General features: G+C 72.4%; 11 protein-coding genes. 9 read left to right on the top strand and 2 right to left on the bottom strand.

Going from position 1 to position 12,297, the window contains the following annotated elements; translation table 11 throughout:
• Positions 1 to 34: 34 nt before the first annotated feature.
• Positions 35 to 466 carry a metallopeptidase family protein gene (locus ACWCWD_RS33965; RefSeq protein WP_450778995.1) on the bottom strand — a complete coding sequence of 144 codons (432 nt, stop codon included), beginning with the start codon at positions 464 to 466 and terminating at the stop codon, positions 35 to 37.
• Positions 467 to 821: 355 nt separating this feature from the next.
• Here ACWCWD_RS33965 and ACWCWD_RS33960 point away from each other — a divergent pair, with 355 nt between their 5' ends.
• The 8 genes from ACWCWD_RS33960 to ACWCWD_RS33925 all read left to right on the top strand — a co-directional run bounded on the left by ACWCWD_RS33960 (position 822) and on the right by ACWCWD_RS33925 (position 9,735).
• Positions 822 to 1,199 carry a DUF3499 domain-containing protein gene (locus ACWCWD_RS33960; protein ID WP_450778993.1) on the top strand — a complete coding sequence of 126 codons (378 nt, stop codon included), beginning with the start codon at positions 822 to 824 and terminating at the stop codon, positions 1,197 to 1,199.
• Positions 1,200 to 1,327: 128 nt separating this feature from the next.
• Positions 1,328 to 2,692, top strand: coding sequence for a phosphomannomutase/phosphoglucomutase (locus tag ACWCWD_RS33955; RefSeq protein WP_450778991.1), 1,365 nt, complete (start codon positions 1,328 to 1,330; stop codon positions 2,690 to 2,692).
• Positions 2,693 to 3,048: 356 nt separating this feature from the next.
• Positions 3,049 to 3,231 carry a Trm112 family protein gene (locus ACWCWD_RS33950; protein WP_266710528.1) on the top strand — a complete coding sequence of 61 codons (183 nt, stop codon included), beginning with the start codon at positions 3,049 to 3,051 and terminating at the stop codon, positions 3,229 to 3,231.
• 111 nt (positions 3,232 to 3,342) lie between these two features.
• Positions 3,343 to 4,494, top strand: coding sequence for an SIS domain-containing protein (locus tag ACWCWD_RS33945; RefSeq protein WP_450778989.1), 1,152 nt, complete (start codon positions 3,343 to 3,345; stop codon positions 4,492 to 4,494).
• A gap of 393 nt (positions 4,495 to 4,887) precedes the next feature.
• A complete protein-coding gene (gene manA, locus ACWCWD_RS33940) occupies positions 4,888 to 6,051 on the top strand; it encodes a mannose-6-phosphate isomerase, class I (protein WP_450778988.1) in 1,164 nt (387 codons plus the stop codon).
• A gap of 109 nt (positions 6,052 to 6,160) precedes the next feature.
• Positions 6,161 to 7,240 carry a cation diffusion facilitator family transporter gene (locus ACWCWD_RS33935; RefSeq protein WP_450778986.1) on the top strand — a complete coding sequence of 360 codons (1,080 nt, stop codon included), beginning with the start codon at positions 6,161 to 6,163 and terminating at the stop codon, positions 7,238 to 7,240.
• Between the two features lie 248 nt (positions 7,241 to 7,488).
• Positions 7,489 to 8,946 (top strand): adenosylhomocysteinase, encoded by a 1,458-nt coding sequence (gene ahcY, locus ACWCWD_RS33930; protein WP_450778984.1) that lies wholly within the window; start codon positions 7,489 to 7,491, stop codon positions 8,944 to 8,946.
• 147 nt (positions 8,947 to 9,093) lie between these two features.
• Complete coding sequence (locus ACWCWD_RS33925) at positions 9,094 to 9,735, top strand: hypothetical protein (RefSeq protein ID WP_450778982.1); 642 nt, start codon at positions 9,094 to 9,096, stop codon at positions 9,733 to 9,735.
• A gap of 25 nt (positions 9,736 to 9,760) precedes the next feature.
• On the opposite strand, the gene ACWCWD_RS33920 is transcribed toward ACWCWD_RS33925, so the two are convergent.
• Positions 9,761 to 10,732, bottom strand: coding sequence for an RDD family protein (locus tag ACWCWD_RS33920; RefSeq protein ID WP_450778981.1), 972 nt, complete (start codon positions 10,730 to 10,732; stop codon positions 9,761 to 9,763).
• A gap of 125 nt (positions 10,733 to 10,857) precedes the next feature.
• On the opposite strand from ACWCWD_RS33920, the gene ACWCWD_RS33915 reads away from it, so the two are divergent.
• Entirely contained in the window at positions 10,858 to 11,865 is a 1,008-nt protein-coding gene (locus ACWCWD_RS33915) for a stage II sporulation protein M (protein ID WP_450778979.1), read from the top strand.
• The last annotated feature ends 432 nt before the right edge of the window (positions 11,866 to 12,297 follow it).

Raw genomic sequence — 12,297 nt, 5'->3', positions numbered from 1 at the left:
CGACGGCCTCCGACCTCGTCGGTACGGGCGGGGCTCAGTCCTGCCCGTACCGGGGGTCCACGGACTCCGGGGAGAGCCCCAGCAGGTCCGCGACCTGCTCGACCACGACCTCGTGCACCAGCAGGGCCCGCTCGTCCCGGGTCTTCGACCGGATCTCGACGGGGCGCCGGTAGACGACGATCTGTGCGGGCCGCCCCTTCGCCGCCGAGATCGCGCGCCCCAGCGGCACCGTGTCCTCGGCCGTCACCTCAGGTACCTCGAGCACCACGAAGTCCACCTCGGCGAGCTGCGGCCACCGCCGCTCCAGGCGCTCCACCGAGTCCTGCACGAGATCGGCGAACCTCTCCGCGCGGTTCATCGACAGCGGCACCTGCGGCGGCGCCACCGGCCCGCGCATGCCGCGGCCGTGTCGGTCGCGGCGCCGGGGCCGGGGATCGGGCGAGGGCGAAGGTACGGAACTGTCCATCACCGACGCAGCGTAACCCTCCCGGCGGGGGTGGTCGGCCGCCCGGGCGCGGGGCGGTGCCGCATCGTCCGCGCATCCCCCGAGACTCGTCTCAACCTCGATTTTCCGGCCAAGTTGAACCACATTTCGGCCCGGCTCGTGATCACCGAATCCTCACGCCCCGCCCTTCCCGCCACCACGGGGCGCCCACGCGCACACACAAGCGGAACCTCTGTGACCAGCCGCTCTCCCCTCGACCGCGGATCGCCACGGCCCCCGGGAGACCCGCTGCCACCGGGGACGATCAACGACACGGTGGCCCGACCCGGGGGAGAGTCGTCGCAGCCCGCTCAAGAGTGCGGTACCGTCCAACATCGTGAGCCCTGTACGTCGCTGTTCGCGCACCGCGTGCGGCCGTCCTGCCGTCGCGACACTGACGTACGTCTATGCCGACTCGACTGCGGTCCTCGGCCCGCTCGCCACCTACGCCGAGCCCCACTGTTACGACCTGTGCGCCGAACACAGTGAGCGCCTCACCGCGCCCCGGGGCTGGGAGGTCGTCAGGCTCACCGACTCCTCCGCACCACCCCGCCACAGCGCCGACGATCTCGAAGCGCTCGCCAACGCGGTCCGCGAGGCCGCCCGCCCGCACGACCGGGGCCAGGACGGCACCGTCCGCGGCCCGCGCACCGCCGACCCCGTCGAGGTCGCGCGCCGGGGTCACCTGCGGGTCCTGCGTTCCCCCGACTCCTGACGGCGCCCGCCCGCAGCCGCGTACCGCCGCCTCGGCCCGCCACCCCGGACCGCCGGTGGGCGGCCCGTAACGGCGTACCGGCGGCCGGGTAGTTTGGGCGCTCAGCCCAGACCCCAGGAGGACCGGCCGTGGTTGCTGATCTGTCGCAGCTCGTGAAGGCGTACGACGTACGCGGCGTCGTACCCGACCAGTGGGACGAGCCGCTCGCCGAACTCTTCGGCGCGGCGTTCGTCCAGGTCACCGACGCGGACGCGATCGTCATCGGCCACGACATGCGCCCGTCCTCGCCCGGCCTCGCGGGCGCCTTCGCCCGCGGCGCCCGGGCGCGCGGCGCCGACGTCACCCTGATCGGGCTCTGCTCGACCGACCAGCTGTACTACGCCTCCGGTGCGCTCGGTCTGCCCGGTGCGATGTTCACCGCCTCGCACAACCCGGCGCGGTACAACGGCATCAAGATGTGCCGGGCCGGTGCCGCACCCGTCGGCCAGGACAGCGGCCTCACCGAGATCCGCGCGCTCGTGGAGCAGTGGTCCGAGGAGGGGGCGCCCGCACCGGCCGCCGACAGGGGCACGCTCACCGAGCGCGACACCCTCGGCGACTACGCCGCCCATCTGCTCGGCCTCGTCGACCTCACCGCGATCCGGCGGCTCAAGGTCGTGGTGGACGCGGGGAACGGCATGGGGGGCCACACCGTGCCGACCGTCCTCGCGGGGCTGCCGCTCGACGTCGTACCGATGTACTTCGAGCTCGACGGCACCTTCCCGAACCACGAGGCGAACCCCCTCGACCCGGCCAACATCGTCGACCTCCGGGCCCGCGTGCTCGCCGAGGGCGCCGACCTCGGGCTCGCCTTCGACGGGGACGCCGACCGCTGCTTCGTCGTCGACGAACGCGGCGTGGGCGTCTCGCCCTCCGCCGTCACCGCGCTCGTCGCCGAGCGGGAACTCGCCCGCAACGGCGGCAAGGGCACCGTCATCCACAACCTGATCACCTCGTGGTCCGTCCCCGAGGTCATCCGCGAGAACGGCGGCACCCCCGTCCGCACCCGCGTCGGCCACTCCTTCATCAAGGCCGAGATGGCCGAGCACGGCGCGATCTTCGGCGGCGAGCACTCGGCCCACTACTACTTCGCCGACTTCTGGAACGCCGACACGGGCATGCTCGCCGCCCTCCACGTGCTCGCCGCCCTCGGCGGACAGGACGGCCCGCTCTCCACGCTGCTCGCCACCTACGACCGCTACACCGACTCCGGAGAGATCAACTCCACCGTCGCCGACCAGGCGGCCCGCCTCACGGCGATCCGCGCCGCGTACGCCGACCGCGAGGACGTGACCTTCGACGAGCTGGACGGCCTCACGGTCGCCACCACCGACTGGTGGTTCAACGTCCGCGCCTCCAACACCGAACCCCTGCTGCGCCTGAACGTCGAAGCCCGCGACGAGGCCACGATGACGGCGGTACGGGACGAGGCACTGGCCCTCATCCGGGGATAGCACGCGGGGGAGGGGACAGCACGCGGGGGAGTGGGGCTCGGGGGAGTGGGGCCGCCCGGCCGTGGGCGCCGGTCCAGGGACGGCCGCAGGGCCGTCCCGGTGCGGGGACGCGGTCCGTTCGTCTCCGGGCCGCAGCCCGTTCGCCCCGCGGCCACGTCCGCGTACCGTCGCCGGGCGATGCTGCGAGCGACGCCGGTGAGTCCACCCGGTCGTCGCGCGGCCCCGGTGCCTTCCCGCCCGGCCGCCGCGCAGCGGGGGACCGCGGTCCTGCCGGACCGCGACCCCCGCCCCCGGCGGTAGGCTGGCCTCGCCCCAACCGCGCGAAGTTCAACCGCATGTTCGAAGGGACCCGCCCCATGGCGCTCGAAGCCGGCCTTCTGGAGATCCTCGCCTGCCCGGCGTGCCACTCCCCGCTCGACGACCGCACGGCGGACGACAGCCCGGAGCTGGTCTGCACCGGTGCCGACTGCGGTCTCGCCTACCCGGTCCGCGACGGCATCCCGGTCCTCCTCGTCGACGAGGCCCGCCGCCCCGCGTGACGGGACGCCAGGCACGTACAGCCGGCGCCTCCGGAACCCCCGGCGGCGACCGACCGCGACCGCGCCCGGCACCCGCACCCTGATCCGTACGGTGATCGGAGGCCCACCGCCATGCTCGACGAGACGTTGCTCGACGCCCCGGACGCCCTGGCCAGGGCAGACCGCCGAGGGCTCCTGCGCGGGGCCGCCGAGGCCGGCGCCCGCGTCCGTACCGCCGCCCTGCACACGGCCGAAGCCGGCATCGGAGCGCTGACCCCGGAGGGCAGGCCGCGCTCCGTCCTCGTCGCGGGCCCCGGTACCGCCGCCACCGGAGTCGCCGACATCATCGGCGCCCTCGCGGGAGCCGCCGCACCGGTCACCCGCATCCGCCCCACCGGGGTCGCCCCGGCCGGCGGCGCACTGCGCTGGACCCTGCCCGGCTGGGCCGGCCCGGTCGACCTGCTCCTCATCGCCACCGCCGACGGCGCCGAACCCGGCCTCTCGCTCCTCGCCGAACAGGCGTACCGGCGCGGCTGCTCGGTCGTCGCCGTCGCCCCCACCCGCTCGCCGCTGCGCGAAGCCGTCGAGAGGGCCCACGGGCTCCTCGTGCCCATGGCCGCCGCCCCGCACGGCGAGTACGACGCCGAGACCTCGGCGGCGGGCCCCGGCACCCTCTGGGCCCTGCTCACCCCGCTCCTCGCCCTGCTCGACCGGGTCGGTCTGCTCGCGGCGTCCGAGGAGGACCTGCGCAAGGTCGCGGACCGGCTGGACCGCACCGCCGAACGCTGCGGGCCCGCCATCGCCACGTACAGCAACCCGGCCAAGACCCTCGCCGCCGAGCTCGCCGACACGCTGCCGCTGGTGTGGACCGAGGGTGAAGCGGCGGGCCCGGTCGGCCGCCGGTTCGCCGCCGTCCTCGCCGAACTCGCCGGCCGCCCCGCGCTCACCGCGCCCCTCCCCGAAGCGCTGCCCTCGCACGGCGCCCTGCTCGCCGGGGACTTCGCCGCCGGAGCCGACCCCGAGGACTTCTTCCGCGACCGCGTCGACGAGCAGGAAGCACTGCGCGCCCGCGTCGTCCTCCTCCGCGACCGGCCCACCGGCGGCCTGACCGCCGCCCCGGCAGCCCGCGAACTCGCCCTCGGCCACGACACGGCCATCAGCGAACTCGAACCCGACGAGGGCAGCGAACTCGAAGCGCTCGCCGAACTCCTCGCCGTCACCGACTTCGCCGCCGTCTACCTCTCGCTGGCCACCGAGCCGCCGACCGCCGAGAACCCCACCTGACCTGGCCGACCGGCCCGACCCGCGGCCGTGCCGGGCCTGCCGCTCTGCCCGACCGGCAGGGCGGCGGCCGCCCCGGGAGCCGGAGCGTGGACGCCAGGACTCCGGGACGCCGGGACGCCGGGACGCCGGGACGTCCGGATGCATGGTCATCCGGTTGCCCGGTTGCCCGGGAGCCTGGTTGCCGGACGCCCGTTACTCGCCCGGATGCCGGAGACGCCGTCCCCGAGCCGGTCCCGTCCGTCACACCCGCACCACCTGTCCCACCGCCGTACCTGCCCCACCCGCCCCACCTGCTCCACCCGCACCACCTGCTCCACCGTCGTATCTGCCCCACCTGTCCCACCGCCGTACCTGCCACGCCGCACACCTTCACGAAAGCCCGAGGACAACTCCATGGACCGGCTCTCCAACACCGTGCGCCCCTACGCCTGGGGCTCCACCACGGCCATCCCCGAGCTGCTCGGCACCCCGCCCACGGGGGAGCCGCAGGCCGAGATGTGGATGGGAGCCCACCCCGGAGCGCCGTCCCTGCTCACCCGCGACGGTGCCGAACTCCCGCTCGACCAGGTCATCACCGCCGACCCGGCCCGCGAACTCGGCACCGCGACCGTCGAGAAGTTCGGCCCCCGCCTCCCGTTCCTCCTCAAGCTCCTCGCCGCCGGAGCCCCGCTCTCCCTCCAGGTCCACCCCGACCTGGAGCAGGCCCGGCTCGGCTTCGCCGACGAGGAGGCCCGCGGCATCCCGCTCGACGCCCCGCACCGCACGTACCGGGACGCCAACCACAAGCCCGAACTGATCTGCGCCCTCACCCCCTTCGAGGGACTCTGCGGCTTCCGCCGCCCCGACGAGGCCGCCGCCCTGCTGGAGGCGCTCGGCGTCGACTCCCTCAAGCCGTACACGGACCTGCTGCGCGCCCACCCGGAGGAAGCCGCCCTCCGCGAGGTACTCACCGCGATCCTCACCGCCGACCCGGAGGAGATGGCCGCGACGGTCGGCGAGGCGGCCGCCGCCGCCGAAGCCCTGGGCGGCGACCACGCCCCGTACGCCGAAATCGCCCGCCACTACCCGGGCGACGCCGGGGTCATCGCCGCGATGCTCCTCAACCACGTGCGGCTCCAGCCCGGCGAGGCGCTCTACCTCGGCGCGGGCGTCCCGCACGCCTACCTCGACGGCCTCGGCGTCGAGATCATGGCCAACTCGGACAACGTCCTGCGCTGCGGACTCACCCCCAAGCACATCGACGTGCCCGAACTCCTGCGCATCGTGCGCTTCGAGGCCACCGAGCCCGGCGTGCTGCGCCCCGAGGCGGCCCCCTCCGGCGAGGAGCCGTACGAGACCCCGGTCGACGAGTTCCGGCTGTCCCGTTTCGACCTCTCGCCCGGCGCCGCCCCCGCCGACCTGACCGCCGCCACCCCGCAGATCCTGCTCTGCACCGCCGGATCGCTCCGGACCGGCGAGCTGGACCTCGTTCCGGGCGGCTCGGTCTTCGTCCCCGCGGGCGAAACGGTCGAAGCGTCAGGTAACGGCACACTCTTCCGGGCCACCGTGGTGGCCTGACGTACCGTCCGTCCCCGGTGCTGCAACAATGTGCGGCCGTACCGCGGCGATCCGGGTGCGCAGCACCGATCCGCGTTTGCAGCACCGAGGAAGGGACACCAGGCAACCCATGAGCGCGTCAGGCGGAACCAAGGCGATCGTGGCGGCACTCTCCGCCAACCTCGCCATCGCGGCGGCCAAATTCGTGGCGTTCCTCTTCAGTGGCTCCTCGTCGATGCTCGCGGAGAGCGTCCACTCGCTGGCCGACTCGGGCAACCAGGGACTCCTGCTGCTCGGAGGGAAGAAGGCGCAGCGCCAGGCCACCCCCGAGCACCCCTTCGGCTACGGGCGCGAGAGGTACATCTACGCCTTCCTCGTCTCCATCGTCCTGTTCTCGGTCGGTGGCATGTTCGCGGTCTACGAGGGCTACGAGAAGATCAAGCACCCGCACCCCATCGAGGCCTGGTACTGGCCGGTGGGCGTGCTGGTCTTCGCGATCATCGCCGAGGGATTCTCCTTCCGCACGGCGATCACCGAGTCCAACCAGACCCGCGGCACGCTGAGCTGGACGGACTTCATCCGCCGCGCCAAGGCCCCCGAGCTCCCCGTCGTACTCCTGGAGGACTTCGGGGCGCTCATCGGCCTGGTCCTCGCCCTCGGCGGCGTCGGGATCTCGCTCGCCACCGACGACGGCGTCTGGGACGGCATCGGCACCCTCTGCATCGGCATCCTGCTCATCGTCATCGCGCTGGTGCTCGCCGCCGAGACGAAGTCCCTCCTCCTCGGAGAGTCGGCGGGGGCCGAGCAGATCGAACGGATCAGGGACGCCGTCGTCGACGGCGACACCGTGACCGGCATCATCCACATGCGCACGCTCCACCTCGGTCCCGAGGAACTGCTGGTCGCCGCCAAGATCGCCGTGCAGCACGACGACACCGCGACCGAGGTCGCCAACGCCATCAACGCCGCCGAGACCCGCATCCGCGCCGCCGTGCCGATCGCCCGCGTCATCTACCTGGAGCCCGACATCTACAACGCGGACGCCGCGTCGACGGGCACCAACCCCGGCCGGTCCCCCCTGGCCGGCGCGTCCGAGCAGCCCACCGAGGGCGCGGCGGGCCCGACCGGCGCGGACGGCCCGACCGAGGTGGACGGCCCGGCGGGCGCCACCGGTCCGGACGGCGAGCACCCCTCCGGTCCGGGGCACTGATCCCAGCCGTTCCGTACGTCCCGTGAGCGCACCGTTCCCCCGTGGGCCGGTGCGCTCACGGCTGCTCGGTGTAGATTCGTACGCGTACCAGACGTCGCTGCTGATGGCGGTCGATCGGCCCGCGGAAGCGGACCGGCCGAGGGAGAGAGGGCCTCCGACGGACTGCGCTGCGAGTCCCGGGCATTCCTGTGCCCGGAGCCGCACAGCCAGCCAGCCCACCCTCGACCCTTACGAGGAGCAGACCCGCCATGACGACGGTCACCCAGAACCAGGACTTCAAGGTCGCCGACCTCTCCCTCGCGGCCTTCGGCCGCAAGGAGATCACCCTCGCCGAGCACGAGATGCCCGGCCTGATGTCGATCCGCAAGGAGTACGCCGCCGCGCAGCCGCTGGCCGGCGCGCGCGTCACCGGCTCCCTGCACATGACGGTGCAGACCGCGGTGCTCATCGAGACCCTCGTCGCCCTCGGCGCCGACGTCCGCTGGGCCTCCTGCAACATCTTCTCCACCCAGGACCACGCGGCCGCCGCCATCGCCGTCGGCCCGACCGGCACCCCCGAGGCCCCCGCCGGCGTGCCGGTCTTCGCCTGGAAGGGCGAGACGCTGGAGGAGTACTGGTGGTGCACCGAGCAGGCCCTGACCTGGCCGAACAGCCCCACCGGCGGCCCGAACATGATCCTGGACGACGGCGGTGACGCCACCCTCCTGGTCCACAAGGGCGTCGAGTTCGAGAAGGCCGGCGCGGCCCCGGACCCGTCCACCGCGGACAGCGAGGAGTACGCCCACATCCTCACGCTCCTCAACCGCACCCTCGGCGAGTCCCCGCAGAAGTGGACCCAGCTCGCGTCCGAGATCCGCGGTGTCACCGAGGAGACGACGACCGGCGTCCACCGTCTGTACGAGATGCACCGCGACGGCACCCTCCTGTTCCCGGCGATCAACGTCAACGACGCCGTCACCAAGTCGAAGTTCGACAACAAGTACGGCTGCCGCCACTCCCTGATCGACGGCATCAACCGCGCCACCGACGTCCTCATCGGCGGCAAGACCGCCGTCGTCTGCGGCTACGGCGACGTGGGCAAGGGCTGCGCCGAGTCCCTGCGCGGCCAGGGCGCCCGCGTGATCATCACCGAGATCGACCCGATCTGCGCGCTCCAGGCGGCCATGGACGGCTACCAGGTCGCGACCCTCGACGACGTCGTCGAGCAGGCCGACATCTTCGTCACCACGACGGGCAACAAGGACATCATCATGGCGTCCGACATGGCCCGGATGAAGCACCAGGCGATCGTCGGCAACATCGGCCACTTCGACAACGAGATCGACATGGCCGGCCTGGCCAAGATCGACGGCATCGTCAAGGACGAGGTCAAGCCGCAGGTCCACACCTGGACCTTCCCGGACGGCAAGGTCCTCATCGTCCTCTCCGAGGGCCGCCTGCTGAACCTCGGCAACGCGACCGGTCACCCCTCCTTCGTCATGTCCAACTCCTTCGCGGACCAGACCCTGGCCCAGATCGAGCTCTTCACGAAGCCGGAGGAGTACCCGACCGACGTCTACGTGCTCCCGAAGCACCTCGACGAGAAGGTCGCGCGTCTCCACCTGGCCGCCCTGGGCGTCAAGCTCACGACCCTCCGCCCGGAGCAGGCCGCCTACATCGGCGTCGAGGTCGACGGCCCGTACAAGTCCGACCACTACCGCTACTGATACCACCCGCCGCCGGCCCGCCCCCGCAGGGGGAGGAACCGGCCGACGGCGACCGGAACAGTCTCAGCAGCAGGTCCGAGCGCAGGCCCCCGCACCCCCGTGCCGGGGGCCTGCCCCGTACCCCGCCCGCGCAGCCCGAAGGACCCCATGCCCCGCGGCCGATATTCGTTCCACGATCCGCACGATCACACCCCCCTCGGTGAAGAGCACTTCCACTGCGCCCCCGGCCCTTCCGGCTGGCGCTACGTCGCCCAGAGGACCGCTCCCTCCGGCGACCACCTGGGCTCCACCGACCTCGCACTCGACGAGCTCGGCCGGCCCATCCGCCTGGAACTGCACGCGGGCGGCTGGCAGATCCGCGGCGCCGCCCTCGAAGGCGTCACCTGGGTACGGACCGACCCCACCGGCACCGAAGCGACCGAGGGCAACGTCCGCGCCCACGCCTTCTCCGGCACCTCTCCCGCGTTTCTCGTCGCCGTCACGCGACTGCTGCGCCTCACCCCCGGTTCCCCCGAGACCCGCATCCGTCTGGTCACCTTCACGGATCCGGTCCTCGCGCCCCTGACCGTCGATCAGTCCTGGGCCCTGGTGGACAGTGAAGCGCACCCCACTGACAACGGCCCCCTGCACGTGGACACGTACCAGGTCAGCGACTTGAACACGGGGGAGCGGCACACAGTGCACCTCGCCGGGGACGTGGTCCTCGCCGCCCCCGGCATCGAGCTCGAAGACCTCGAATCCCCGCCCTCCCCGAAACCCGCACCGCGATCCGAGCAGCCGGCCGAGTAGCGCGCCGGCCCAGTCGGACCGCGGCTCAGGCAGGCGGCGCGAACCCGGTGGAGGCAGGCGCGGCGGCAGGGGCCGCGGGTGACACCGGCACCGGCGGTACGGGTGCCGCGAGCGGGCCCGGCACGGCCTTCGGGCCGGCGACGGGCGCACCCGCGGGCGCACCCCATCCAGCCGTCCCGCCGGCCGTCGCACCGACCCCCGGTACGGGCGCTCCCGCCACAGCCCCCGGCACCCGGTCCGCCGCGCGTTCGGCCGACAGCATCCGCCGTACCTCGCGTGTCCGGCGTTCGTGCAGCACGGCGGCCAGATAGGCCGCGTGGGGCACGCCCTCCGGCGGCGGCACGGCCGTCCTGGCCGCCAGCTCCCCGGCAAGCCTCTCGCCGATCGCGTACCCCACGGCGGGATCGAGTTGGTGCAGGCGGGAGACGTACTGGCGTGCGGAGAGCCAGAACTCGTCCGGCACGGCCGACAGGTCCAGCTGGGCGAAACGGCCCGCGAGCCACGGCGGAGGCGGCGGCAGCGCCCGGGACCGGTCGTCCGGCACCCGTTCCCGTACGACGAGCGTCCCCGCGAACACGTCCCCGAGCCGCCGGCCCCGGGCGGAGACCAAGGACGCGATCGCGGCCACCGCACCGAAGGACGACAGGATCTCGACGACGCCCATCGCCCCGCGCACCAGCGCGTGCCGGAACGCGATGGGCCCCCCGTCCTCGCGCACCACTCGCAGACCGCAGGCGAGTTTCCCCAGCGAACGACCGTGGCTCAGGGTCTCCACCGCGATCGGCCCGCCCACCAGTACCAGGAGGAACGACGCCACGGAGACGGCGGCGACGGCCGCGTCGTCGAGCGTCGACGTGGCGAGGGCCAGCGCGATGCTGAGCACCACGAAGACGATCAGGAGCAGCGCGGTGTCGATGGCCTGTGCCAGCGCCCTGCTCGGCAGCCGTGCCGGTCTGAGCTCCAGAACCACCGCGTCCCCGGTCACGAGTTCGCTCATTGCCCCGCCCTTCTTCGCCCACCCCAGCCCCCGTTGTGCGACAGTCTGCCAAGCTGATCGCCGGCGCGCCGCCGTGTTCGGGACCCGTACGCCTCTTCGCCCTTCGCCTGGAGCAGACACCCACCATGGACCTCGATGTCTTCGTCACCGCCCACCGCGCGGAGTGGGACCGTCTGGAACAGCTGCTGAAGAGGGGCCGAGGGCTCACCGGCACCGAGGCGGACGAACTCGTCGTGCTCTACCAGCGGACGGCCACCCATCTCTCCCTCATCCACTCCCAGGCCCCCGACCCGCGCACCGAGGGACGCCTGACCCAGCTCGTGGCCCGCGGCCGGTCAGCCGTGACCGGCACCCGCAAGGCGTCCTGGCGGGACGTGACCCGGTTCCTCACCGCCGGATTCCCCGCCGCGGTGTACCGCTCGCGCCACTGGTGGGTGCCCACGGCGGTGCTCTCCACCCTCCTCGCCGCGCTCATCGGCTGGTGGATCGGTACGCACCCCGAGGTCCAGGCCGCCATCGGCGCCCCCGACGACCTGCGCGCACTCACCCGGCCGGGCGGCGAGTACGAGACCTACTACTCCAGCCACCCCGCCGCCTCCTTCGCGGCCCAGGTGTGGACGAACAACGCCCAGGCGGCCGCCATGTGCCTCGTCCTCGGCGCGTTCTTCTGCCTGCCGGTGATCTGGATCCTCTTCACCAACGTGCTCAACCTCGGGGTCGGCATGGGCCTGATGTCGTCCGCCGGCCGACTGGACACCTTCCTCGGGCTGATCCTGCCGCACGGCCTCCTCGAACTCACCGCAGTCTTCGTGGCCGCCGGTACGGGCCTCAAACTCGGCTGGACCCTCATCGACCCGGGCCCCCGTTCCCGCCGCGCCGCGCTCGCGGAGGAGGGCCGGGCCGCGCTCGGCATGGCCATCGGTCTCGCCCTCGTCCTGTTCGTGTCCGGAGTCATCGAGGGATTCGTGACCCCCTCCGGTCTCCCCACCTGGGCCAGGATCACCATCGGCGTCGCCGCCGAGCTGGCCTTTCTGCTGTACGTACAGGTGCTGGGCGGCCGCGCGGTCCGGGCCGGCGACACCGGTGACGTAGCCGCGGCGGAGCGCGCCGCCGCTCTGCCGACCGTCGCGTGACCCGCCACGCCACGGCGGATGTGCATCAGACCTTGCTGAGCTGCTAGTCTCCTCTTCGCCCACAAAAGCTGTTGACACGGCGGTTGTGGGGAGGTAGATTTTACTAGTTGGCTCGAACTGGACAGGTTCGGGTTCGACGGCTAATGTGTATCTCGCTCTTGCAGGGAATGTTCATTCCCGCGGAGCCACTTGATTCCTCTTAATGCAGAGTCCGGGTCGTTCATTCGTCCCCATTCGCTCTGATAAAGTCGGATCAGCCGAAAGGCAAAAGCCCACCAACTGGCTGCCGGAATCAAATTCGGACCGGAAACGGAACGAAAAAGAGTCTGGTAAGGTTGGACTCGCCGGAAAGGGAAACGCGAAAGCGAAGAACTGGAAAGCGAAACCCGCTTCGACCGGGAATCGGACACGAAAGAGTCTGATAGAGTCGGA

This window comes from Streptomyces sp. NPDC001493 (assembly GCF_053597235.1).
This window is presented reverse-complemented; position numbering and strand designations above follow the sequence as displayed.